A 24,017-nucleotide genomic window follows, 5' to 3' on the forward strand; every position below is an offset into this window, starting at 1 on the left:
TTATTTTTACATAGCATTCAAAGATTGGGATTTTATCGCTAAATGAGGTTTAGGTCATTTTATTTCCTACGCTTGTGTCTAGCATTCTAACAAGGTCCCAATCTGTTAATTTACGAAGAAGAAGGAATTTAGAGGAATTGAAAAAACCAATCATTGAATTCAAAAACGTCTCTAAAGTTTTTGAAGACAGCAACACCAAGGTTCTCAAAGACATTAACTTTGAGTTGGAAGAGGGGAAATTCTATACCCTACTAGGTGCATCAGGTTCAGGGAAATCAACCATCTTAAACATCATTGCAGGTTTACTGGATGCGACAACAGGAGATATTTTGCTGGATGGGGTACGGATCAACGACATCCCAACCAACAAGCGAGACGTCCACACGGTCTTCCAATCCTATGCCTTGTTTCCACATATGAATGTGTTTGAAAATGTTGCCTTTCCACTCCGCTTGCGTAAAATCGACAAGAAAGAAATCGAGCAACGCGTAGCAGAAGTTCTCAAGATGGTTCAGTTGGAAGGTTATGAAAAACGTTCCATCCGTAAACTATCTGGAGGACAACGTCAGCGTGTAGCCATTGCCCGTGCCATCATCAACCAACCTCGTGTGGTTTTGCTAGACGAGCCTTTGTCAGCGCTGGACTTGAAATTGCGAACAGACATGCAGTACGAACTGCGTGAACTGCAACAACGATTGGGAATTACCTTTGTCTTTGTCACTCACGATCAGGAGGAAGCCCTGGCTATGAGTGACTGGATTTTCGTTATGAATGATGGCGAGATTGTCCAATCTGGAACACCTGTGGATATCTATGATGAGCCGATCAACCACTTTGTTGCCACCTTTATCGGTGAGTCAAATATCTTGCCTGGAACCATGATTGAGGATTACTTGGTTGAGTTTAACGGCAAACGCTTTGAAGCGGTCGATGGCGGGATGAAACCAAATGAACCTGTGGAAGTTGTCATTCGTCCAGAGGACTTGCGCATCACTCTTCCTGAAGAAGGCAAGCTCCAAGTTAAGGTGGATACTCAGCTTTTCCGTGGGGTTCACTACGAGATTATCGCCTACGATGAGCTCGGAAATGAATGGATGATCCACTCGACTCGTAAGGCTATTGTGGGCGAGGAAATCGGTCTGGACTTTGAACCAGAAGACATCCACATCATGCGTCTCAACGAAACCGAAGAAGAGTTCGATGCTCGTATCGAGGAGTACGTTGAAATCGAAGAGCAAGAAGCAGGTCTGATTAACGCGATCGAGGAGGAAAGAGATGAAGAAAACAACCTCTAAACTCTTTGTAGTGCCTTACATGCTTTGGATTGCCCTTTTTGTCCTCGCACCTTTGGTCTTGATTTTTGGACAATCTTTTTTCAACATTGAAGGGCAGTTTAGTTTAGAAAACTATAAGTCTTACTTTGCGTCACAAAACTTGACCTACCTTAAAATGAGCTTCAACTCTGTGCTCTATGCGGGGATTGTGACCATAGTAACGCTTTTCATCAGCTATCCAACAGCTCTCTTTTTGACCCGTCTCAAGCACCGTCAACTCTGGCTCATGCTGATCATTCTGCCAACCTGGATCAATTTGCTCCTCAAGGCCTATGCCTTTATCGGGATTTTTGGTCAAAATGGCTCTATTAATCAATTTTTGGAATTCATCGGAATCGGTTCGCAGCAGTTGCTCTTTACTGATTTCTCCTTCATCTTTGTCGCAAGCTACATCGAGCTTCCCTTTATGATTTTGCCGATTTTCAATGTCTTGGATGATATGGATAACAATCTCATCAATGCCAGCTATGACCTCGGTGCGACCAAGTGGGAAACTTTCCGCCATGTCATCTTCCCTCTATCGATGAATGGAGTGAGAAGTGGTGTTCAGTCTGTCTTTATCCCAAGTTTGAGTCTCTTCATGCTGACACGTTTGATTGGTGGGAACCGCGTTATCACGCTGGGAACGGCTATTGAGCAGAACTTTCTAACCAATGACAACTACGGTATGGGTTCAACCATTGGTGTGATCCTCATCCTAACCATGTTCATCACCATGTGGGTGACCAAGGAAAGGAGAGAACGATGAAAAAATTTGCCAATCTCTACCTAGCCTTTGTCTTTATCATCCTTTATTTGCCAATTTTTTACTTGATTGGCTATGCCTTTAATGCAGGGGATGATATGAATAGTTTTACTGATTTTAGCTTGAGCCATTTTAAAACCATGTTTGGTGATGGCCGCCTCATGTTGATCCTCACCCAAACCTTTTTCTTGGCCTTTCTATCAGCCTTGATTGCGACCATTATCGGGACTTTCGGAGCCATTTACATCTACCAGTCTCGTAAGAAATACCAAGAAGCCTTTCTATCACTCAATAATATCCTCATGGTTGCGCCTGACGTTATGATTGGTGCCAGCTTCTTGATTCTTTTTACCCAGCTTAAGTTTTCACTTGGATTTTTGACGGTTCTATCTAGTCACGTGGCCTTTTCCATCCCTATCGTGGTCTTGATGGTCTTGCCTCGTCTCAAGGAAATGAATGATGATATGATTCACGCGGCCTATGACCTTGGTGCCAGCCAGTTTCAAATGTTTAAGGAAATCATGCTTCCTTACCTGACACCGTCTATCATTGCAGGTTATTTCATGGCCTTTACTTACTCGCTGGATGACTTTGCCGTGACCTTCTTTGTAACAGGAAATGGCTTTTCGACCCTGTCAGTTGAGATCTACTCCCGTGCTCGGAAGGGGATTTCACTGGAAATCAATGCCCTGTCTGCACTTGTCTTTCTCTTTAGTATTATCCTAGTTGTAGGTTATTACTTTATCTCACGTGAGAAGGAGGAGCAAGCATGAAAAAACTCTATTCATTTTTAGCTGGAATTACAGCAATTATCCTTGTCTTGTGGGGAATTGCGACGCATCTAGATAGTAAAATCAATAGCCGAGACAGTCAGAAATTGGTTATCTACAACTGGGGGGACTATATCGATCCAGAACTCTTGGAGAAATTCACAGAAGAAACAGGAATCCAAGTTCAGTACGAGACCTTTGACTCCAACGAGGCCATGTATACCAAGATCAAGCAGGGTGGAACGACCTACGACATTGCCATCCCAAGTGAATACATGATCAACAAGATGAAGGACGAAGACCTCTTAGTTCCTCTTGATTATTCAAAAATTGAAGGCATCGAAAATATCGGACCTGAGTTCCTCAACCAGTCTTTTGATCCGGGCAACAAATTCTCCATCCCATACTTCTGGGGGACCTTGGGAATTGTTTACAATGAAACCATGATAGATGAGGCGCCTGAGCATTGGGATGACCTCTGGAAACCAGAATACAAGGATTCCATCATGCTCTTTGATGGGGCGCGTGAGGTGCTGGGACTCGGGCTTAACTCACTTGGTTACAGTCTCAACTCCAAGGATCCTCAGCAGTTGGAAGAGACTGTGGATAAGCTCTACAAATTGACTCCAAATATCAAGGCCATTGTGGCAGACGAGATGAAGGGTTACATGATTCAGAACAACGCTGCTATCGGTGTGACTTTCTCTGGGGAAGCCAGCCAGATGTTGGAGAAAAATCCTAACCTCAAGTATGTCGTTCCGACTGAGGCCAGCAATCTCTGGTTTGATAACATGGTCATTCCAAAAACTGTGAAAAACCAAGATGCAGCATATGCCTTTATCAACTTTATGTTGAAGCCCGAAAATGCTCTGAAAAATGCGGAGTATGTAGGCTACTCAACACCAAACCTACCAGCTAAGGAAATGCTCCCAGAGGAGACCAAGGAAGACAAATCCTTCTATCCAGACGCTGATACCATGAAACACTTGGAAGTTTATGAGAAATTTGACCATAAATGGACAGGCAAATACAGCGACCTCTTCCTACAGTTTAAAATGTATCGGAAGTAGGAGTTAGCAGTCACGAAACGAATCAGTTAAGCTGGTTCGTTTTCTTAATAGAAGTTAACTTTTACAGCCTTATCTTTTTCTAATCTAGTTGCTTATTTGCTTGTCTAGTAGTATACTAAGTTTATACGAATAGAAAGCGGTAACAAATCATGAAAATGTCTACTTTTTTCAAAAAAAGTTACTGGCCAACCTTTTTAATTGTTAACGAAACAATTATACTATTTCATTTAAAGGATGGCTTGGATCGGCAATATCTAACAACGGATTCCATATATTTGGTGATAGGTTACTTTATATTTGCAAATGTTTTCATAGCTATCTTTAGCAATTCAAAAACTTGGAATAAAAGTTGGGATAAAAAGAAAAATGGCAGTAAGAAAAAATATATCCTCAAAAAGTAATCAGGGATGTAGGGAATTGGTCTGATTCAATGGAGATGATTCCCAGTTGACGCAGACTCAAAAAAACGGTATAATACTAGAGTTGAGAATTGATTTTCAGTTGTCTTAGTTCAGAGAAATGGCGGTGCTGCGAGCCATCTAAGCTAGGAAATCATGCTACTCGATCAGACAATTGCATAAGATTATGAGAATGACAAGTTCATTGAATGAAGGTGGTACCGCGGTTTTTCGCCCTTCGTGATGTGAGCTTGTCTTTTGATTTTTGGAGGTGTTTATGAAGACATTTCTCGTGAAACAAAAGTTTCGTCTTGGAGGCGAACGCTTTGATATCAAGGATGATAGAGGAGTAGTGAACTATCAGGTGGAGGGATCATTTTTCCAAATTCCTAAAACCTTTACCATCTATGATGCTTACGGTGAGCAAGTCAGTGAGATTAGTAAAGAATTTTTCACTTTGCTTCCTCGCTTTACTATCCAGTTACGAAACGGTTCCAATTTTGTCATTCGTAAGAAGTTGACTTTCTTTCGAGATAAGTATGAGTTTGATAATCTAGGGCTTCGTATCGAGGGAAATATCTGGGATTTGAATTTCCAATTGCTAGATGATCGTGATCAGCTTGTCGCCGAGATTCGGAAAGAGATTTTCCATTTGACCTCAACTTACAACGTAACCGTCTATGAAGACTCTTATGCAGACCTAGTCATTTCCCTCTGTGTCGCGATTGACTATGTGGAAATGCTGGAAAGCCAATCAAATTAAACAAGTAATAAGGAGATATTATGAAACAACTATCTAGTGCTCAAGTTCGCCAAATGTGGCTTGATTTCTGGGCAAGCAAAGGTCACTCTGTAGAACCATCAGTCAGTTTGGTTCCAGTAAATGATCCAACTCTTTTGTGGATCAACTCTGGGGTAGCAACTCTTAAGAAATACTTTGACGGAACCATCATTCCTGAAAATCCACGTATTACCAATGCGCAGAAAGCCATCCGTACTAATGACATCGAAAACGTAGGGAAAACTGCGCGTCACCATACTATGTTTGAAATGTTGGGGAACTTCTCTATCGGAGATTACTTCCGTGATGAAGCCATCACTTGGGCTTACGAGCTTTTGACAAGTCCAGAATGGTTTGATTTCCCAGCTGAAAAACTCTATATGACCTACTATCCTGAAGATAAGGATTCATACAACCGCTGGATTGAAGTAGGAGTGGACCCAAGTCACTTGATTCCAATTGAGGACAACTTCTGGGAAATCGGTGCGGGACCTTCTGGACCGGATACAGAGATCTTCTTTGACCGTGGAGAAGCATTTGACCCAGAAAATATCGGTATTCGCCTTCTTGCAGAAGATATCGAAAACGACCGTTACATCGAAATCTGGAATATCGTTTTGTCACAATTTAACGCAGATCCTGCTGTTCCTCGTAGCGAGTACAAGGAATTGCCACACAAGAACATTGATACGGGCGCTGGTTTGGAGCGTTTGGTAGCCGTTATCCAAGGGGCTAAGACAAACTTTGAAACAGACCTCTTCATGCCGATTATTCGTGAAGTTGAGAAATTGTCTGGTAAGGTCTACGACCAAGATGGTGACAACATGAGCTTCAAGGTTATTGCAGACCACATCCGTTCACTTTCATTTGCCATTGGTGATGGTGCTCTTCCTGGAAATGAGGGTCGTGGTTATGTCCTTCGTCGTTTGCTCCGTCGTGCTTCTATGCACGGTCAAAAATTAGGCATCAATGAGCCTTTCCTTTACAAACTCGTTCCAACTGTTGGAAAAATCATGGAAAGCTACTACCCAGAAGTCCTTGAAAAACGTGACTTTATCGAGAAAATCGTGAAGAGCGAGGAAGAGTCATTTGCTCGTACTCTTCACTCAGGTCAACACTTTGCGGAAACCATCGTAGCTGACTTGCAAGCGAAAGGACAAAGCGTTATCGCTGGTTCAGATGTCTTTAAACTCTACGACACATACGGATTCCCAGTTGAATTGACAGAAGAAATCGCTGAAGAAGCCGGTATGACGGTAGACCGTGAAGGCTTCGAAGCAGCCATGAAAGAACAGCAAGAACGTGCGCGTGCTTCAGCTGTCAAGGGTGGCTCAATGGGTATGCAAAATGAAACCCTCCAAAACATTACAGTGGAAAGTGTCTTCAACTACAATGCTAGTCAATTGCCTTCTAAGTTGGTGGCTATCGTAGCGGATAATGCTGAAGTTGAAGCTGTATCTGAAGGAACAGCCTCTCTGATCTTTGCGGAAACACCATTCTACGCGGAAATGGGTGGACAGGTAGCTGACCACGGTCAAATCTTGGATGCTGCTGGAAATCTTGTTGCTACTGTGACCGATGTTCAAAAAGCACCAAACGGACAAGCTCTTCATACTGTTGAAGTTCTTGCACCGCTTGCTTTGAACCAAGAATACACCTTGGCAATTGATACCAATCGTCGTCACCGTGTTATGAAAAACCACACAGCAACTCACTTGCTCCATGCAGCGCTTCACAATATCCTTGGTCACCATGCGACACAAGCAGGATCTCTGAACGAAGTAGAATTCCTTCGCTTTGACTTTACCCACTTCCAAGCCGTAACTCCTGAAGAGTTGCGCGCCATTGAGCAACAAGTCAATGAGAAAATTTGGGAAGCAATTGCAGTTAAGACTGTTGAGACAGATATTGACACTGCCAAGGAAATGGGAGCTATGGCCCTCTTTGGTGAGAAATACGGTAAAGAAGTCCGTGTTGTGACCATCGGTGACTATTCTATCGAGCTTTGTGGTGGTACCCACGTTGGCAACACTTCTGAGATTGGTCTCTTCAAGATTGTCAAAGAAGAAGGAATCGGATCAGGAACTCGTCGTATCTTGGCAGTGACTGGTAAGGAAGCCTTTGAAGCCTACCGTGAACAAGAAGACGCTCTTAAAGCTGTTGCAGCAACCTTGAAAGCACCTCAACTCAAGGAAGTGCCTCACAAGGTTGAAGGTCTTCAAGAGCAACTCCGTCAATTACAAAAAGAAAATGCAGAATTGAAGGAAAAAGCCGCAGCCGCAGCCGCAGGTGATGTCTTCAAGAATGTTCAAGAAGCAAACGGACACCGTTACATTGCAAGCCAAGTTTCTGTATCAGACGCAGGTGCCCTTCGTACCTTTGCGGATAACTGGAAACAAAAAGACTACTCTGACGTGCTTGTCCTAGTTGCCGCTATTGGTGACAAAGTCAATGTCCTTGTAGCAAGCAAGACAAAAGATGTGCATGCAGGAAACCTTGTCAAAGAATTGGCTCCAATCGTTGATGGACGTGGTGGTGGTAAACCAGACATGGCCATGGCAGGAGGAAGCAACCAAGCTAAGATTCAGGAATTGCTGGATGCCGTAGCAGGTAAATTGTAAGACAACAAAGATCTATCCATTTGGGTAGGTCTTTTTGTGAATATAAAAAAGCCAAATCTGGTTGGATTTGGCTTGTAACTGATAGGTTTATTTAACTGCCCAGACACTGACTGAACCCGCTACTACTGGAAATTCTCCATAACCTTCAGCATTGATTGTAACTTGTGCTGGGTGATTTTCAAGGAGGTCAACAAAGGTTTGATCAGCCCATTCTGTACCGACAAACATAGACTTGCTGTTTTCTTGGTCGTTTGAGATAAGGACCGCGAGCGGTGTTTGGTTTTCAGCACCTGCACGGACCCATCCAATACAGTTAGCATCGTCAAAGTAGTCTGTTTGCTCTCCATAGGCCAAGTCTTTTCGGATGGCTAGGAGACGGTCAAGAACTTCTCTGAAATCTTGTTGAGCAAATTGCCCTGAAATACCGTAATAATCTCCGTAAAAGACACATGGAAGCCCATCTTGGCGTAATAGAATAAGGGCATAGGCTGCTGGCTTGAACCATTCTTCAACAGTGGACTCAAGCGCTTGACCACGTTGAGTATCGTGGTTATCGACAAAGGTTACCGCCTTGTCAGGTTTGAGTTCAACTAAGCTATCTGTGAAAATGCCACGAAGGTCATAGTTTGCGCCAGCTTGACTGGCTTCAAAGAGATTCTGGTGGAGACGAACATCGACAAGGTCAAAACGTTCTTCTGTTTTCTCAAGATAGTCTAGATTGGCTTCCTTGTCTGGATTCCAAAATTCACCAAAAACATAGAAATCTTCGCCGTATTTTTCCTTCATATCACGGATGAAATTGCCCATAAAGAAGGAGTCGATGTGCTTAACGGCATCCAAACGGAAACCAGCTACACCAGTCGTTTCCATGAACCAGTCAGCCCAGTCATAGAGGTTTTGGATGACTTCAGGATGCTTAAAGTCTAGGTCAGCATACATGAGGTAGTCGTAGTTACCGTTTTCGTTATCGACCAATTCCTCGTTTGCCCAACCTTTATTGTCCCCCTGGATCAGGTAAATGCCAGACTTACGGCGCTTGGCATCGTAGTCCGTACCTGTGAAGTGGTACCAGTGCCAGTGGAAGTCATTGTAGGTGTCTTGACGTCCATCAAAAGTGAAGTGGGTCCATCCGTTGATAGTAAAGGGCTCACTTAGTTGAACTGTACGGTCCTCGGGATCGACTTCGATAACTTGAAAGGCTTCCATGTGATCGGCAGCAGCCTTGTGATTGAGCACCACATCGGCCATAGGTTGAATTCCCTGTGCCTTTAGGGCTTGAATGGCTTGAAGATAGTCTTCTTTAAACCCATACTTGGTACGGACAGTCCCTTTTTGGTGAAATTCACCTAGGTCAAAAAGATCGTAAACACCATAGCCTACATCTTTTTCGTTGGTTGCCTTGAAGGCAGGTGGCATCCAGACATGGCTGATGCCAAGGTTTGCTAGGTGCTCTGCATCATTTGTCAGTCGCGTCCAGTGTTGGCCGTCGTGGGGCAGATACCACTCAAAGTATTGCATAAGTGTCTGATTTTGCATTGTTTTTCCTCTTGCTTATCAATGTTGTGTTTTATTCTACCATAAAGTTTAGAACTAGCCAAACGTTTGCGCAAAAATTATATACTCATTTCTAGAAATGTCTATTTTTTGAAATTTCCCATTAATTTTTCATTGGACATGAAAGAAGGATTAGAAAAAATGAATTGACTAAACTTTTTTTAACAAAAATGACACTTAGTAAACTAAAGTAAAAATGGACAAACGCTTTCTATTTTGAGAATTGTCATAAAATTTGCTATAATAGTAGCTATGAATAGAATTAGGGTCAGCAGACGTGTTGAAAAAAAGCTAGCTAAGGGTCTAGTTCTTTTGGAAGCAAGTGATTTAACAGATATTGAACTGACGGATCAGGCAGTAGAAGTTCTTAGTCAAGACGGGAAGTTTTTAGGGAGTGCCTATCTTTCTCAGCAGAACAAGGGCATTGGCTGGTTGGTCAGCAAGGAAAAGGTTGGTTTCAACCAATCCTTCTTTGAAACTCTGTTTCGTAAGGCCAAGGAAGCTAGAAAGCCTTATTATCAAGATGACTTGACCACTGCCTTTCGCCTTTTTAACCAAGAGGGGGATGGTTTTGGTGGGCTGACGATTGATCTCTATGGAGATTATGCTGTTTTTTCTTGGTACAACTCCTTTGTTTACCAGATTCGTGAGCTGATCGTAAAGGCTTTTAAGGAAGTTTTTCCTGAGGTCTTGGGAGCATATGAAAAGATTCGTTTTAAAGGTCTAGATTACGAGTCTGCTTATGTCTATGGTGAGAAAGCGCCAGACTACTTTACTGTTCTTGAGAATGGCGTACTCTATCAGGTCTTTATGAATGATGGCTTGATGACAGGTATTTTTCTGGATCAGCATGAGGTTCGTGGGAGTCTGGTAGACGGTTTAGCCATGGGTAAATCCTTGCTCAATATGTTTTCCTATACGGCTGCCTTTTCAGTTGCTGCAGCTATGGGAGGCGCGAGTGAGACGACTTCTGTTGACTTGGCAAAACGGTCGAGAGAGTTGTCAGAAGCTCATTTTCAGGCAAATGGACTCAACACAGACAACCATCGTTTTATCGTCATGGATGTCTTTGAGTATTTCAGGTATGCCAAGCGAAAAGGCTTGACCTATGATGTGATTGTTCTTGATCCGCCGAGCTTTGCTCGCAATAAAAAACAAACTTTTTCTGTAGCTAAGGACTATCACAAGCTGATTTCCCAAAGTCTAGAGATTTTAAATCCGGGAGGCATTATCATTGCTAGTACCAATGCTGCCAATGTTTCCCGCCAGAAATTTACAGAACAAATTGATAAAGGTTTTGCAGGAAGAAAATATCAGATCTTAAACCAATATGGTCTTCCAGCAGACTTTGCCTATAATAAAAAAGATGAAAGCAGTAATTACCTCAAGGTGATTAGTATGAAGGTTAGTAGATGAAATTAATCGTTTCAGTAATGCCAAGAAGTTTAGAAGAAGCGCAAGAACTGGATGCCACACGGTATGAAGATGCCGATATCATCGAGTGGCGTGCAGACTTCCTCGCTAAGGAAGCTATTTTACAGGTAGCGCCTGCAATCTTTGAGAAATTCGCAGGCCGCGAACTGGTCTTTACCCTTCGGACTCGCTCTGAGGGAGGAGAAATCGAACTGTCTTCTGAGGAGTATGTTCAAATCATCAAGGAAGTCACTCAGCTCTATCAGCCGGATTATGTAGATTTTGAGTATTTCAGCTACAAAGACGTTTTTGAGGAAATGTTGGATTTTCCAAATCTCGTTTTGAGTTATCATAATTTCCAAGAGACACCTGAAAATATGATGGAGATTCTGTCTGAGTTGACCAGTCTTTCTCCCAAAGTGGTCAAGGTATCTGTCATGGCCCATACGGAGCAGGATGTTTTAGACTTGATGAACTACACACGAGGATTTAAAACACTCAATCCTGAACAAGAGTACGTGACCATTTCCATGGGGAAAATGGGCAAGGTATCTCGTATCACTTCAGATGTGACGGGTTCAAGTTGGTCATTTGCTAGTCTAGATGAAGCGAGTGCTCCAGGTCAGATTTCTCTATCAAACATGAAAAAAATCAGGGAGATTTTGGATGAAGCTTGATGGCTACACACGTTTAGCTGCAGTTGTTGCCAATCCCATTAAACACTCCATCTCACCTTTTATCCACAATAGAGCCTTTGAGGCGACTGCTACCAATGGTGTCTATGTGGCTTGGGAGATTGAAGCGAGTGACTTGGCGGAAACAGTCGCTAATATTCGCCGATACCAGATGTTTGGGATTAATCTCTCTATGCCTTACAAGGAGCAAGTGATTCCTTATCTGGATGAGTTGAGTGATGAGGCTCGTTTGATTGGGGCAGTCAACACCGTTGTCAATGATAATGGCAATTTAATTGGATATAATACAGATGGCAAGGGATTCTTTAAGAGCTTGCCTTCTTTTACAATTTCAGGTAAAAAAATGTCCATACTAGGAGCAGGTGGTGCGGCCAAGTCCATTTTAGCACAGGCTATTTTGGATGGTGTCAGTCAGATTTCAGTCTTTGTGCGTTCAGCTTCTATGGAAAAAACAAGACCTTATCTAGACAAGTTGCAGGAGCAAACGGGCTTTAAAGTGGACTTGTATGCTTTAGAAGATCTCTCTGAATTGCAATCAAGGATTGCCGATTCGCACTTACTAGTCAATGCCACCAGTGTGGGCATGGATGGCAAATCATCCCCAGTTCCTGAAAGTATAGTCTTACCAAAAACTCTCTTGGTGGCAGATATCATTTACCAACCCTTTGAGACGTCATTTTTGAAATGGGCTAGAAGCCAGGGCAATTCAGCCGTCAATGGTCTGGGAATGTTGCTCTATCAAGCTGCTGAAGCTTTTCAACTGTGGACAGGTAAAGAAATGCCAACAGAAGAGATTTGGCAGTCCTTGACAGAAAAATACCAATAATGAAAAGGAGAACCTACTATGAAAATCAGAATTGATATTCCGCATCATCCTTATGATATTCAGATTGAAAAAGGTTGTCTATCGCAAGCAGGTCAATGGTTGCGAGAACTCTGGCAACCTCAAAAAGTGGTTATCGTAACAGATAACCATGTAGCTTCTCTCTATGCAGAGAAGGTTAAACTCAGCCTAGAAGATGCTGGTTTTCAGGTAGCTGTTTTTGATTTCTTAGAAGGCGAAGAACGAAAAAATTTAACAACTGTTCAGAAGGTCTATGAATTTTTAGTCAAGCAGGGTTTGACTCGTAGCGATGGGATTGTGGCTCTTGGTGGTGGTGTCGTTGGGGACTTGGCTGGTTTCGTAGCCTCTACCTATATGCGGGGCATTCACTTTGTTCAGATTCCGACTAGCTTGACAGCCCAAGTTGATTCTTCTATCGGTGGAAAGACAGGTGTCAATACTCCATTTGCTAAAAATATGGTGGGGACCTTTGCCCAACCAGATGGAGTTCTGATTGATCCGCTTGTCCTTGAAACACTCGGGAAAAGAGAGTTGATTGAAGGAATGGGTGAGGTTATCAAGTACGGCTTGATTGAGGATCCAGAACTATGGGCTCTCTTAACGGAGCTGGATGGTTCTGTTGAGAGTATTCTGGAACATGCAGAGACTTTGATTGAACATTCTTGTCAGGTGAAGCGCAAGATGGTAGTTGAGGATGAATTGGACAATGGTATCCGCCTTTACCTCAATTTTGGCCACACTATTGGCCATGCCATTGAAGCAACGGCCGGTTATGGCAAGGTTATGCATGGTGAGGCTGTGGCCATGGGCATGGTTCAGATTTCCAAGGTTGCTGAGGAAAAAGGCCTTATGCCGATTGGAATAACCCAGTCCATCACAGCTATGTGTCAGAAATTTGGTTTGCCTGTTGACTATGAAAACTGGGATGTTGATAAACTTTATCAAGCTTTGACTCATGATAAGAAAGCGCGTGGGAACACCTTGAAATTGGTCTTGGTACCAGAGCTTGGTTCAGCGACCATTCACCCAGTTTCTCTGGAAGAGATGAAAGACTACTTGGTAAAATAAGGAGAACGTATGAGATATTTAACTGCAGGAGAATCACACGGTCCCCGTCTGACAGCTATCATCGAGGGAATTCCAGCTGGACTTCCTTTGACAGCAGAGGATATTAATGAGGACCTTAAACGTCGTCAGGGCGGATACGGACGTGGTGGTCGTATGAAGATTGAGAGTGACCAGGTTGTCTTTACTTCGGGTGTCCGCCATGGGAAGACGACTGGGGCTCCTATTACCATGGATGTCGTCAATAAAGACCACCAAAAATGGCTGGATATCATGTCTGCTGAGGACATTGAAGACCGCCTTAAAAGCAAACGGAAAATCACTCATCCTCGGCCAGGGCATGCCGACTTGGTAGGGGGCATCAAGTACCATTTTGATGATTTGCGTAATTCCTTGGAGCGCTCATCCGCCCGTGAAACCACCATGCGGGTGGCAGTTGGAGCAGTAGCCAAACGTCTTTTAGCTGAGCTAGATATGGAGATTGCCAATCACGTTGTGGTCTTTGGTGGTAAGGAAATCGATGTTCCTGAAAATCTAACAGTTGCTGAGATTAAGCAAAGAGCTGCCCAGTCTGAAGTTTCTATTGTCAACCAAGAACGAGAACAAGAAATCAAGGACTATATTGACCAAATCAAACGTGACGGTGATACCATCGGTGGGGTTGTGGAGACAGTCGTTGGAGGTGTACCAGTTGGCCTTGGTTCCTATGTTCAATGGGATAGAAAATTAGATGCGCGATTGGCCCAAGCAGTTGTCTCTATCAATGCCTTTAAAGGAGTGGAATTTGGTCTCGGCTTTGAAGCTGGTTACCGAAAAGGCAGCCAAGTCATGGATGAAATTCTCTGGTCTAAAGAAGACGGATATACTCGTCGTACCAATAATCTAGGTGGGTTTGAAGGTGGTATGACCAATGGGCAACCCATTGTTGTTCGAGGTGTTATGAAACCCATTCCCACTCTTTATAAACCATTGATGAGTGTGGATATCGAAACCCACGAACCTTACAAGGCAACTGTGGAGAGAAGTGATCCCACCGCTCTTCCAGCAGCAGGTGTGGTCATGGAGGCTGTTGTGGCAACAGTTCTAGCGCAGGAAATTCTTGAAAAATTCTCATCGGACAACCTAGAGGAATTAAAAGAAGCGGTAGCCAAACACCGTGAGTATACAAAGAACTATTAAGGAGTCTCTATGGCAAAAACCATCTATATCGCAGGTCTCGGTTTGATTGGTGCCTCGATGGCGCTTGGTATCAAGCGCGATCATCCCGATTACGAAATTCTAGGTTACAATCGCAGTCAGGCTTCGAGAGATATTGCCTTGGAGCGGGGGATAATTGACCGAGCAACGGATGATTTTGCCAGTTTTGCTCCTCTGGCAGATGTCATCATTCTGACCTTGCCGATCAAGCAGACCATTGCTTTTATTCAGGAGTTGGCAGGTTTGAACTTGAAAGAAGGCGTCATTATTTCAGATGCTGGCTCGACCAAGGCTGCCATTGTGGAAGTTGCTGAGGAATACTTGGCTGGCAAGTCAATTCGTTTTGTCGGTGCCCATCCCATGGCTGGTAGCCACAAGACAGGAGCTGCCTCTGCCGATGTTAATCTCTTTGAAAATGCCTACTATATCTTTACTCCATCTAGTTTGACTAGTTCAGACACGCTTGAGGAAATGAAGGACCTATTTTCTGGTCTCCATGCTCGTTTTATCGAGATTGATGCCAAGGAGCACGATCGTGTAACTTCACAGATTAGCCATTTTCCCCATATCTTGGCATCAGGTCTCATGGAGCAAACAGCTGTTTATGCTCAAGAACATGAGATGACAAGGCGCTTTGCGGCGGGTGGTTTTCGAGATATGACCCGGATTGCAGAGAGTGAACCAGGTATGTGGACTTCCATTCTCTTGTCCAATCGCGAGACCATCCTAGAGAGGATTGAGGATTTCAAGAACCGCTTAGATGAGATTGGTCAGGCTATTAGCAAGGGGGAAGAAGAGCAGATTTGGAACTTTTTCAACCAAGCGCGTGAGCAACGTCAGGCCATGGAAATCCATAAACGTGGAGGCGTGGACAGTTCTTATGACCTCTATGTCGATGTTCCCGATGAAGAAGATGTTATCTTGCGGATTTTGGAATTGCTACGTGGGACTTCTTTGGTTAATATCCACATCAATGAGGAAAACCGTGAGGATGTTCACGGGATTCTCCAAATTTCCTTTAAAAATGCTCAGGATCTGGAACGAGCTGAGCGCTTAATTTCAGAAAATACGGACTACACAGTCGTCATCAAATAAGGAGAAAATCATGTCAAATATTTATGATAGTGCAAATGAACTCAGTCGAGGTCTACGCGAATTACCAGAATACAAGGCTGTCAAGGCAGCCAAAGATGCCATCCAAGCAGATGAACAAGCTAGCAAGATTTTTGCTGATTACCTTGCCTTCCAGCAAGAAATCCAAGTCATGGCGCAAACGGGACAAATGCCAGACGCCTCTTTCCAAGAAAAGATGCAGTCTTTCAGCAAACAAATCCAAGAGAACGCTCTTTTGTCAGATTTCTTTGCCAAACAGCAACAATTGTCCATTTACCTTTCGGACATTGAAAAAATTGTCTTTGAACCTGTTTCAGAATTGTTGAAATAGTATTTTATCTGTATAAAAGCCAGAAATTTCAGGAATTTCTGGCTTTTTTGTGATAAAATAAGAAAAGTATTGCAAGTATGAGGTCAACTATGAAACTAAAAACAAACATTCGCCACTTACATGGCAGTATCCGAGTTCCAGGTGACAAGTCTATCAGCCACCGTTCGATTATTTTTGGAAGTTTGGCTGAGGGCGAGACTAAGGTTTATGATATTCTGCGTGGCGAGGATGTGCTCTCAACCATGCAGGTTTTTCGTGATCTTGGTGTTGAAATTGAGGACAAAGATGGGGTTATTACCATTCAAGGTGTAGGCATGGATGGCTTAAAAGCTCCGCAGAACGCCTTGGATATGGGGAATTCTGGCACCTCGATTCGCCTGATTTCAGGTGTCCTTGCTGGTGCAGACTTCGAAGCAGAGATGTTTGGAGATGATAGTCTTTCTAAACGCCCTATGGACCGTGTTACGATTCCTCTGAAAAAAATGGGTGTCAGCATTTCAGGGCAAACTGAGCGAGACCTGCCCCCTCTGCACTTGAAAGGTACTAAAAACCTAACACCAATTCACTATGAGTTGCCAATCGCCTCTGCCCAAGTCAAGTCTGCCTTGATGTTTGCGGCTTTGCAGGCTCAGGGGGAGTCAGTCATTATTGAAAAAGAGTGTACTCGAAACCACACCGAAGATATGCTACAACAATTTGGTGGACAATTAAGTGTGGACGGAAAGAAAATCACAGTCCAAGGGCCGCAAAAACTGACCGGACAAAAGGTAGTTGTCCCAGGAGATATTTCCAGTGCAGCCTTTTGGCTAGTCGCTGGTTTAATTGTTCCAGATTCTCGTGTGGAACTTAAGAACGTTGGTATCAATGAAACACGCACAGGGATTCTTGATGTCATTCGCGCCATGGGTGGAAAACTAGAAATAACTGAAATCGATCCAGTCGCTAAATCCGCAACTCTGACGGTTGAAACTTCAAATCTGAAAGGGACAGAAATTAGTGGAGCCTTGATTCCACGTTTGATTGATGAATTACCAATTATCGCCCTGCTTGCTACCCAAGCAGAAGGAGTGACGGTTATCAAGGATGCAGAGGAACTTAAAGTCAAAGAAACAGACCGCATTCAAGTTGTGGCTGACGCCTTGAATAGCATGGGCGCGGAAATAACACCTACAGCAGATGGAATGATTATCAAAGGGAAATCATCCCTTCATGGTGCTAGAGTCAATACCTTTGGTGACCACCGTATCGGAATGATGACGGCCATCGCAGCCCTCTTGGTTGCTGATGGAGATGTGGAACTTGACCGTGCAGAAGCCATCAATACCAGTTATCCTAGCTTCTTTGATGATTTGGAGAATCTGATTCATGGCTAAGGTATTACTCGGATTTATGGGGGCTGGCAAATCCACAATCGCAAGAGGCTTGGACCCGGATTACCTTGATATGGATACCTTAATTGAGGAACGTTTGGGTATGTCTATTGCGGAATTTTTCGCTGAAAAAGGAGAAGCGGCATTTCGTCAGGTGGAGTCTGAAGTTTTAGCGGACTTACTAAAAACAGACCAAGTTGTGTCAACTGGTGGAGGAGTAGTCGTTTCTCAGAGAAATCGTGACTTGCTCAAACAAAATCCTGATAACATTTATCTGAAAGCAAATTTTGAAACCCTTTACCAACGTATTTCAGCTGATAAGGACAATCAACGGCCACTTTTTCTCAACAACAGTAAGGAAGAGTTGCGAGAGATTTTTCAAGAAAGACAGGCTTGGTATGAGGAAGTAGCCAGTCGTGTTCTAGATGTGACTAAGCTAAGCCCAGAGGAAATTATAGAGGAACTGAGATGAAAATTGCCTATCTAGGTCCCAAGGGATCTTTTTCGCATCATGTTGTGCAGACAGCTTTTCCTAATGAGGAATTACAAGCCTTTGCCAATATCACAGATGTTATCAAGGCCTATGAACAAGGCTTGGTGGACTATTCGGTGGTTCCAGTTGAAAACTCTATCGAAGGCAGTGTGCATGAAAGCTTGGACTATCTTTTTCATCAGGCGGACATTCAGGCTGTTTCAGAAATAGTACAACCCATTCATCAGCAGCTGATGGCAGTTCCTGGTCATACTAAGATTGAAAAGATTTTTTCTCATCCTCAGGCTTTGGCCCAAGGGAAAAAGTTTATCGATGAGCACTATCCAGAAGCCCAGCTGGAAGTGACGGCAAGCACAGCCTATGCAGCCCGCTTTATCGCTGAACATCCAGACCAGCCTTTTGCGGCTATTGCGCCTAGAAACTCAGCTAGAGAGTATGGTTTGGAATTAATAGCAGAAGACATCCAAGAAATGGAAGCCAATTTCACTCGTTTTTGGGTTTTAGGGTCTGAGATTCCCACTATCCATTTGCAATCACAAACTGAAAAAATGAGTTTGGCCTTAACCTTACCGGATAACCTTCCTGGTGCACTTTACAAGGCTCTGTCAACCTTCGCTTGGCGAGGTATTGACTTAACCAAGATAGAAAGTCGTCCCCTCAAAACGGCACTAGGTGAGTACTTTTTCATTATCGATGTGGATTATAGTGCCAAAGAGCTGGTTCATTTTGCCAGACAAGAACTAGAAACAATTGGGATCCAGTACAAGATACTGGGAACCTACCCTATTTTCACCATTAGGGATTTAGGAAAGGAGAACCTATGAGCAAAGAAAGCCCGTTAAGTCATCATGAGCAGTTACGTTATGACTATCTCTTTAAGAATTTTCACTACCTCAATGATCGGGAGCGAAAGGAGTTTGATTACCTGCAGCAAAAGATGACAGGACCCAAGCAAGAAGTTCACCCTTCCTACCAAGAAGAAAAAGAAGAGACTTGGAGTAGCGATATTGATCTTCCGACTTATGGAAATAGAAGTCGGGCTAAGAAACGTGAAAAGGTAGCTCCTCTGCCTAAAGTTAAAAAGAAAAAAAGAAGAATTCACTTCAAACGAATACTGACTTGGTTCTTGCTGTTGATTACATGTGTGGCTGCAGGGATGATTTTCATGTTTCTTCGAGGATTCCAGTCGGCAGCCAATCCAAGCAATAAGCCAGCTGATGCCAAGGCAGCCCAAGTAGAAGTCTTTAACGGTCAGGATACCAAAGATGGTGTGAATATCCTAATCATGGGGACAGATGGCCGTATTGGTCAAAATAGTGCGGAGACCCGTACAGACACAATCATGGTGTTAAATGTCAGTGGTTCGGATAAGAAGATCAAACTAGTCAGCTTTATGCGTGACAACTTGGTTTATATCGACGGGTACAGTAAGATTGTAAATGGCCAGAAACAAACGGATAACAAACTAAATGTTGCCTACGAACTTGGGGAACAAGAAGGTCAAAAAGGAGCGGAAATGGTCCGCAAGGTTCTAAAAGATAACTTTGACTTAGATATCAAGTACTATGCCCTAGTTGACTTTCAGGCATTTGCAACAGCTATTGACACCCTTTTCCCTGAAGGAGTGACTATCGATGCTCAATTTTCAACTCTGAATGGTCAACCTCTGACAGAAGCCACAGTCGGAGATGATCTTCATGCAACAGAAACAGAGTCTCCAACCCAAACCATCAAAGTTGGAAAACAGCAGATGAATGGTTCTACCTTGCTGAACTATGCTCGCTTCCGTGATGATGATGAAGGGGACTACGGACGCACAAAACGTCAGCAACAAGTGATGTCAGCCGTTCTTGAGCAGATCAAAGATCCAACCAAACTCTTTACAGGATCTGAGGCACTTGGAAAAGTCTTTGCGATGACTTCGACCAATTTACCGTATAGCTTCTTGTTGACCAATGGTTTATCTGTCATAGAAGGCGCTCAGAATGGTATCGAAAGATTAACTGTTCCCGAACTTGGTGACTGGGTAGATGACTACGATGTTTATGGAGGGCAGGCTCTCCTTGTCGACCAAAATAAATACAAGACAAAACTTGCCCAAATGGGAATGAGATAGAATACTATAAAAAAGTCAAAGTTTGAATCACTAGTGAAAAAGTGGTTTAGGCTTTGATTTTTCTTACTCTCTGATGGTTTTTTAAGGCTTTTTTATGGTATAATAAAACGATATAACTCGTTTTTGAAAAGAAGAGGAGAGACATGAGTGATTTGAAAGCGATTCAGGCTCGTAGTCTGGAAATGGCTGAATATTTCGTCGCATTTTGTAAAGAACATGACTTGTTGTGCTATCTCTGTGGTGGAGGGGCTATTGGTGCCCTTCGCAACAAGGGCTTCATTCCTTGGGATGATGACCTAGACTTTTTCATGCCTCGCGAGGACTATGAAAAATTGGCAGAACTATGGCCTCGTTATGCAGATGAGCGTTATTTCTTGTCAAAGAGTAACAAAGATTTTGTAGACCGTAACCTTTTTATTACCATTCGTGACAAGGAAACCACTTGTATCAAGCCTTATCAGAAGGATTTGGATTTGCCACACGGTTTGGCCTTGGATGTGTTGCCTTTGGATTATTATCCTAAAAATCCAGCTGAGCGTAAGAAACAGGTTCGTTGGGCCTTGATTTATTCACTCTTTTGCGCCCAAACTATCCCAGAAAAGCATGGTGCCATCATGAAATGGGGAAGTCGCATCTTACTCGGCCTGACTCCAAAATCTTTACGTTATCGCATTTGGAAAAAAGCTGAAAAAGAAATGACCAAGTACACTTTATCAGAGAGTGGTGGAATCACGGAATTATGCTCAGGACCTGGCTACATGAGAAACAAGTATCCAATCGCATCTTTTGAAGATAATCTCTTCTTGCCATTTGAAGGTACTGAGATGCCCATCCCAGTCGGCTATGATGCCTATCTCAGCACTGCTTTTGGGGATTATATGACGCCACCACCAGCAGACAAGCAAGTACCACATCATGATGCCATTATAGCAGACATGGACAAGAGTTACACAGAGTACAAGGGAGAATACGGAGCATGATGGGAGAAAAAATAAGCGTTATCGTTCCAGTCTACAATGTAGAAGCCTATCTGGAGAAGTGTGTCGAATCCATTTTAAAACAGACCTATACCAACTTGGAAATTCTTCTTGTCAATGACGGCTCAACGGATACTAGTGGAGAACTGTGTGACCAATTAGCTCAAAGAGATCAACGGATTCGTGTCATTCACAAGGAAAACGGTGGCTTGTCTGACGCTCGAAATAGAGGGATTGAAGAGGCAAGTTCTGATTTGATTGGTTTTATCGATAGTGATGACTACATTGACGAAGATATGTATGAGACCCTTTACCGTCAAATGCTTGAAACCAATGCTGATCTTTCTATGTGTGGACATTATGATGTCTACCACCAAATTTCAGAAAAGCAAGTTGCAGCGATTCAGACTTGGGAATTAACTCCCCAAGAAGCCATTAAAATGGTTATGGAAGCTAAAATCCTCTCGGTCACAGCTGTCAACAAACTTTATAAAAAAGAACTCTTTGAACACCTACGATTTGAAATTGGCAAAATAGCAGAAGATGCCTTCATCATGATTGCCTTGATTCATCACTGTCGCAAGGTTGTCGCAACAAATGAGAAGAAATACTACTATGTTCACCGTGAAAATAGTATCACGACTCAAAAATTCTCCTTGAAATTCTTAAACGTTATTGAGGCTTATGAGCAAAACGCCGATATTATCAGAGAGAATTATCCTGAACTGGCAGCTGTTGCAACCATGCGTTTAAACTGGGCTTACTTCTATGTATTGGATAGGCTCTTGGTTGATGCAGATTTCAAGGATAGAGTCTTAGAAGACCGTTTGATTGCCTATCTAAAGAAAAACACAAAGAACATTCTTTTAGATAGTCGTTTTACAAGAGCAAGAAAAGTGAGCTTTTTAGCTTTGTGCCTGAGTCGAAAATTGTATACGAAAATCTTGCTTGCACAAACTAAGCGTTAGGAGAAACAATGATTTCATTTATTGAAAAAAACTATTTTAAAATCAATCTGCTGTTTTTATCAGTTATATCTTTTTACTGTATGGCAGGCTTGATTGTCCCACTTCAGCCGATTTCGGCCAATAAATTTGTCACTCTTGGCATGACCCTCATGGGCGTTTTGTTGGGACTTTATAATTTCTTTATCAAAAAAGCCTATCTGACTGTCAGAAAAATTGAGTATTTGATTCTCTTTTTTATAATGAATATCCTGACCGCGGTCTTAGTTGTAAAGTATGGATTTTCAACAAACATAAAGAACTTAGTTGTCTTTTTCATCTATTTCTTTGCACTCTACCCTGTCTTTCAGTCTTTCACAGTGAAAAAAGCGCGTGCCCTCTTTGATGTCTTCTTTTCAGTCATCACTGTCGCAAATACCCTAGGTGTTCTTGTCTCAATTTGGCAATTCTTCATGTTGCAAGGTTACCGCGTATTTGATTACAAGGGCTTATTGATCCGCCAAGGATTTGTAGAATCTCGTCTATTTGGGATCCTAGCCAGTCCAAACTATCTCTCTATTATTTCTTTGATGGTGATTATTTATTTGTGGATGCGCTTGTCACTCTACAATACCGTCCTTAAAACTCTGGCTATCTCATCAATTCTGCTAAATTTTGCTTATATTGTACTGTCAGGTTCAAGGACAACCTATATCTGTTTGGTAGTCGTTGCTTTCTTATATGCTTTAATGACGGCTAACTGGACTAAAAAAACTAAGTCACTTCTTACTGTTCTAGTGACAGTAGGATTGGTATTTGTCGGCTATAATGGTATCAAATATAGTAGCGATATTTACTTGAAAGCTCACTCAGCTCAAATCCAAAAGAACCAAGAAAATGGACAAAATGGGGACAACAATCTTTCCCTTGAGAGAACAGACACCAGCGAAGAAAATATCTCTAATAACCGTTTTGCTATTTGGCAGTCAACAGCTTCCTTTATCCCTAAACGTCCCTTATTTGGATATTCAGGTGGAAATTGGTATGAGTTAGGTAAAGAATATGATGCTTCAGCCTATATCATCAAACAACATTATCTTACTCACAACGGCTACCTTGAGTTGTTATTCTATGATGGTCTGACAGGTTTTATCCCGCTGGCTATCTTTATGCTTTCCTTCATCATTTCAAGTCTCAAGAAATATAAGAAAGACCTTCAAGAGGGTCGCCACAATCATGAATTGATCACCATTCTGTTGATGACTGTTGTTGTTCTCATTTCTAACTTGTTCTTGAGTTCAACCTTCTATGGAATTTCACTACAGGGTTGTATCTTGTTTGTGATTTCAGGTTACTATTTCTCTGTTCTCTATAAAAAAAGAGATGGCTACAGAAAGCTAGACGAAGCAGAGATCAAAGAAGTTGAACTAGGTGTCATGGATTATATCCACAATCTCTGTCAAAAAGAGAACATCAACTATTCACTGGCTTATGGAACCTTGCTGGGAGCAGTAAGACACAAGGGCTACATTCCTTGGGATGACGATATTGATATCTCCTTGAAACGCGATGAATACGATAAATTGTATCAAGCAATTTTGCAAGACAATGACCCAGTCTACAAAGTGGTTTCTTGGGAAAATGACGCTCGATACCCTTACCCATTTTACCGAGTTTATGACGCGCGAACAGTCTATGATAACAACTATATCGAAAATGATATTGATTTAGGAATTTGTGTGGATGTTTTCCCATTTGACTATTATGCTGATGTTAACAAAGACATGGTAAAACTCGATACTTACCGTCGTTTATCAGTCTATACTCTTTATGGCATCCATAATAAGAATGCAAAACTCAAGAATATCGTCCGATATCTACTTGTCCTTGTATTTCGTCTGACTCGTGTCAAAACATGGAATCAAAAGATGAACAACCTATCTATGCAAGAAAAAGATGGAGACTTCATTGACTACCTCATGGAGAACAAAAGAGTTTCTACCAAGTTTGACAAGTCCTTCTTGGATACAACGATTGACAGTCCATTTGAAGATAGAGTTTACAAAATTCCTGCGGCCTATCAGCAAATCCTTTCTGCCATCTACGGAGATGACTTTATGGAAATTCCTCCCCTAGAAAAACGAGTGAAGCATGATGACTTCCTGGCGTACATAAAGGAGGGATAG

The 24,017-nt window shown here is 42.6% G+C and carries 22 protein-coding genes; 21 read left to right on the plus strand and 1 reads right to left on the minus strand.

The window, feature by feature from the left end:
• Nucleotides 1–137 precede the first annotated feature (137 nt).
• The 7 genes from ACVC7S_RS02655 (at nt 138) to alaS (ending at nt 7,719) form a co-directional block, all read left to right on the plus strand.
• Complete coding sequence (locus tag ACVC7S_RS02655; protein ID WP_000742901.1) at nt 138–1,295, plus strand: ABC transporter ATP-binding protein; 1,158 nt, start codon at nt 138–140, stop codon at nt 1,293–1,295.
• Nucleotides 1,276–2,082 (plus strand): ABC transporter permease, encoded by an 807-nt coding sequence (locus ACVC7S_RS02660; RefSeq protein WP_169446275.1) that lies wholly within the window; start codon nt 1,276–1,278, stop codon nt 2,080–2,082. Before ACVC7S_RS02655 ends, ACVC7S_RS02660 begins: the two co-directional genes overlap by 20 nt.
• A complete protein-coding gene (locus ACVC7S_RS02665) occupies nt 2,079–2,852 on the plus strand; it encodes an ABC transporter permease (protein ID WP_447266085.1) in 774 nt (257 codons plus the stop codon). Before ACVC7S_RS02660 ends, ACVC7S_RS02665 begins: the two co-directional genes overlap by 4 nt.
• Nucleotides 2,849–3,919 (plus strand): ABC transporter substrate-binding protein, encoded by a 1,071-nt coding sequence (locus ACVC7S_RS02670; RefSeq protein WP_447266086.1) that lies wholly within the window; start codon nt 2,849–2,851, stop codon nt 3,917–3,919. Before ACVC7S_RS02665 ends, ACVC7S_RS02670 begins: the two co-directional genes overlap by 4 nt.
• 149 nt (nt 3,920–4,068) lie before the next feature.
• On the plus strand, nt 4,069–4,320 hold the full coding sequence (locus tag ACVC7S_RS02675; RefSeq protein ID WP_139658777.1) for a hypothetical protein: 252 nt from the start codon (nt 4,069–4,071) through the stop codon (nt 4,318–4,320).
• 274 nt (nt 4,321–4,594) lie between these two features.
• The gene (locus tag ACVC7S_RS02680) at nt 4,595–5,080 is read left to right on the plus strand and encodes an LURP-one-related/scramblase family protein (protein ID WP_447266087.1); all 486 of its coding nucleotides are present in this window, start codon (nt 4,595–4,597) and stop codon (nt 5,078–5,080) included.
• Between the two features lie 20 nt (nt 5,081–5,100).
• Complete coding sequence (alaS, locus tag ACVC7S_RS02685) at nt 5,101–7,719, plus strand: alanine--tRNA ligase (protein ID WP_447266088.1); 2,619 nt, start codon at nt 5,101–5,103, stop codon at nt 7,717–7,719.
• 87 nt (nt 7,720–7,806) lie between these two features.
• On the opposite strand, the gene ACVC7S_RS02690 is transcribed toward alaS, so the two are convergent.
• Nucleotides 7,807–9,255: an alpha-amylase gene (locus ACVC7S_RS02690; RefSeq protein ID WP_447266089.1), complete on the minus strand. Its 1,449-nt coding sequence runs from the start codon at nt 9,253–9,255 to the stop codon at nt 7,807–7,809.
• Nucleotides 9,256–9,525: 270 nt separating this feature from the next.
• On the opposite strand from ACVC7S_RS02690, the gene ACVC7S_RS02695 reads away from it, so the two are divergent.
• From ACVC7S_RS02695 to ACVC7S_RS02760, 14 genes are all read left to right on the plus strand, one after another.
• Entirely contained in the window at nt 9,526–10,689 is a 1,164-nt protein-coding gene (locus tag ACVC7S_RS02695; RefSeq protein WP_447266090.1) for a class I SAM-dependent rRNA methyltransferase, read from the plus strand.
• Nucleotides 10,686–11,363: a type I 3-dehydroquinate dehydratase gene (gene aroD / locus ACVC7S_RS02700; protein WP_195216350.1), complete on the plus strand. Its 678-nt coding sequence runs from the start codon at nt 10,686–10,688 to the stop codon at nt 11,361–11,363. Before ACVC7S_RS02695 ends, aroD begins: the two co-directional genes overlap by 4 nt.
• Nucleotides 11,353–12,207: a shikimate dehydrogenase gene (locus tag ACVC7S_RS02705; protein WP_447266091.1), complete on the plus strand. Its 855-nt coding sequence runs from the start codon at nt 11,353–11,355 to the stop codon at nt 12,205–12,207. Before aroD ends, ACVC7S_RS02705 begins: the two co-directional genes overlap by 11 nt.
• Before the next feature lie 18 nt (nt 12,208–12,225).
• Complete coding sequence (gene aroB / locus ACVC7S_RS02710) at nt 12,226–13,293, plus strand: 3-dehydroquinate synthase (RefSeq protein ID WP_447266092.1); 1,068 nt, start codon at nt 12,226–12,228, stop codon at nt 13,291–13,293.
• A gap of 9 nt (nt 13,294–13,302) precedes the next feature.
• Nucleotides 13,303–14,469 carry a chorismate synthase gene (gene aroC / locus ACVC7S_RS02715; protein WP_447266093.1) on the plus strand — a complete coding sequence of 389 codons (1,167 nt, stop codon included), beginning with the start codon at nt 13,303–13,305 and terminating at the stop codon, nt 14,467–14,469.
• Between the two features lie 9 nt (nt 14,470–14,478).
• Nucleotides 14,479–15,582, plus strand: coding sequence for a prephenate dehydrogenase (locus tag ACVC7S_RS02720; protein ID WP_447266094.1), 1,104 nt, complete (start codon nt 14,479–14,481; stop codon nt 15,580–15,582).
• A gap of 10 nt (nt 15,583–15,592) precedes the next feature.
• On the plus strand, nt 15,593–15,931 hold the full coding sequence (locus tag ACVC7S_RS02725; RefSeq protein ID WP_000065973.1) for a YlbF/YmcA family competence regulator: 339 nt from the start codon (nt 15,593–15,595) through the stop codon (nt 15,929–15,931).
• 89 nt (nt 15,932–16,020) lie between these two features.
• Nucleotides 16,021–17,304 (plus strand): 3-phosphoshikimate 1-carboxyvinyltransferase, encoded by a 1,284-nt coding sequence (gene aroA / locus ACVC7S_RS02730; protein WP_447266095.1) that lies wholly within the window; start codon nt 16,021–16,023, stop codon nt 17,302–17,304.
• Entirely contained in the window at nt 17,297–17,773 is a 477-nt protein-coding gene (locus ACVC7S_RS02735) for a shikimate kinase (protein ID WP_447266096.1), read from the plus strand. The genes aroA and ACVC7S_RS02735 overlap by 8 nt, the downstream gene beginning before the upstream one ends.
• A complete protein-coding gene (gene pheA / locus ACVC7S_RS02740) occupies nt 17,770–18,618 on the plus strand; it encodes a prephenate dehydratase (protein ID WP_447266097.1) in 849 nt (282 codons plus the stop codon). The genes ACVC7S_RS02735 and pheA overlap by 4 nt, the downstream gene beginning before the upstream one ends.
• Nucleotides 18,615–19,910, plus strand: a complete 1,296-nt coding sequence (locus tag ACVC7S_RS02745; protein WP_447266098.1) for an LCP family protein — start codon at nt 18,615–18,617, stop codon at nt 19,908–19,910. The genes pheA and ACVC7S_RS02745 overlap by 4 nt, the downstream gene beginning before the upstream one ends.
• A 143-nt stretch (nt 19,911–20,053) precedes the next feature.
• Nucleotides 20,054–20,890 (plus strand): LicD family protein, encoded by an 837-nt coding sequence (locus tag ACVC7S_RS02750; protein ID WP_447266099.1) that lies wholly within the window; start codon nt 20,054–20,056, stop codon nt 20,888–20,890.
• Entirely contained in the window at nt 20,887–21,855 is a 969-nt protein-coding gene (locus ACVC7S_RS02755) for a glycosyltransferase family 2 protein (RefSeq protein ID WP_447266100.1), read from the plus strand. Before ACVC7S_RS02750 ends, ACVC7S_RS02755 begins: the two co-directional genes overlap by 4 nt.
• 8 nt (nt 21,856–21,863) lie before the next feature.
• Entirely contained in the window at nt 21,864–24,017 is a 2,154-nt protein-coding gene (locus ACVC7S_RS02760) for a LicD family protein (protein WP_447266101.1), read from the plus strand.

It is taken from the genome of Streptococcus sp. Z556, from assembly GCF_053010225.1.

What these genes read in the sequence shown, in the direction of transcription:
- ACVC7S_RS02695 (WP_447266090.1), top strand. Translation starts at nt 9,526, where the DNA reads ATGAATAGAATTAGGGTCAGCAGACGTGTTGAAAAAAAGCTAGCTAAG.
- ACVC7S_RS02670 (WP_447266086.1), top strand. Translation starts at nt 2,849, where the DNA reads ATGAAAAAACTCTATTCATTTTTAGCTGGAATTACAGCAATTATCCTT.
- aroC (WP_447266093.1), top strand. Translation starts at nt 13,303, where the DNA reads ATGAGATATTTAACTGCAGGAGAATCACACGGTCCCCGTCTGACAGCT.
- ACVC7S_RS02665 (WP_447266085.1), top strand. Translation starts at nt 2,079, where the DNA reads ATGAAAAAATTTGCCAATCTCTACCTAGCCTTTGTCTTTATCATCCTT.
- ACVC7S_RS02720 (WP_447266094.1), top strand. Translation starts at nt 14,479, where the DNA reads ATGGCAAAAACCATCTATATCGCAGGTCTCGGTTTGATTGGTGCCTCG.
- ACVC7S_RS02750 (WP_447266099.1), top strand. Translation starts at nt 20,054, where the DNA reads ATGAGTGATTTGAAAGCGATTCAGGCTCGTAGTCTGGAAATGGCTGAA.
- ACVC7S_RS02680 (WP_447266087.1), top strand. Translation starts at nt 4,595, where the DNA reads ATGAAGACATTTCTCGTGAAACAAAAGTTTCGTCTTGGAGGCGAACGC.
- ACVC7S_RS02735 (WP_447266096.1), top strand. Translation starts at nt 17,297, where the DNA reads ATGGCTAAGGTATTACTCGGATTTATGGGGGCTGGCAAATCCACAATC.
- ACVC7S_RS02705 (WP_447266091.1), top strand. Translation starts at nt 11,353, where the DNA reads ATGAAGCTTGATGGCTACACACGTTTAGCTGCAGTTGTTGCCAATCCC.
- ACVC7S_RS02660 (WP_169446275.1), top strand. Translation starts at nt 1,276, where the DNA reads ATGAAGAAAACAACCTCTAAACTCTTTGTAGTGCCTTACATGCTTTGG.
- ACVC7S_RS02760 (WP_447266101.1), top strand. Translation starts at nt 21,864, where the DNA reads ATGATTTCATTTATTGAAAAAAACTATTTTAAAATCAATCTGCTGTTT.
- ACVC7S_RS02675 (WP_139658777.1), top strand. Translation starts at nt 4,069, where the DNA reads ATGAAAATGTCTACTTTTTTCAAAAAAAGTTACTGGCCAACCTTTTTA.
- ACVC7S_RS02755 (WP_447266100.1), top strand. Translation starts at nt 20,887, where the DNA reads ATGATGGGAGAAAAAATAAGCGTTATCGTTCCAGTCTACAATGTAGAA.
- aroA (WP_447266095.1), top strand. Translation starts at nt 16,021, where the DNA reads ATGAAACTAAAAACAAACATTCGCCACTTACATGGCAGTATCCGAGTT.
- ACVC7S_RS02725 (WP_000065973.1), top strand. Translation starts at nt 15,593, where the DNA reads ATGTCAAATATTTATGATAGTGCAAATGAACTCAGTCGAGGTCTACGC.
- alaS (WP_447266088.1), top strand. Translation starts at nt 5,101, where the DNA reads ATGAAACAACTATCTAGTGCTCAAGTTCGCCAAATGTGGCTTGATTTC.
- ACVC7S_RS02745 (WP_447266098.1), top strand. Translation starts at nt 18,615, where the DNA reads ATGAGCAAAGAAAGCCCGTTAAGTCATCATGAGCAGTTACGTTATGAC.
- aroB (WP_447266092.1), top strand. Translation starts at nt 12,226, where the DNA reads ATGAAAATCAGAATTGATATTCCGCATCATCCTTATGATATTCAGATT.
- aroD (WP_195216350.1), top strand. Translation starts at nt 10,686, where the DNA reads ATGAAATTAATCGTTTCAGTAATGCCAAGAAGTTTAGAAGAAGCGCAA.
- pheA (WP_447266097.1), top strand. Translation starts at nt 17,770, where the DNA reads ATGAAAATTGCCTATCTAGGTCCCAAGGGATCTTTTTCGCATCATGTT.
- ACVC7S_RS02690 (WP_447266089.1), bottom strand. Translation starts at nt 9,255, where the DNA reads ATGCAAAATCAGACACTTATGCAATACTTTGAGTGGTATCTGCCCCAC.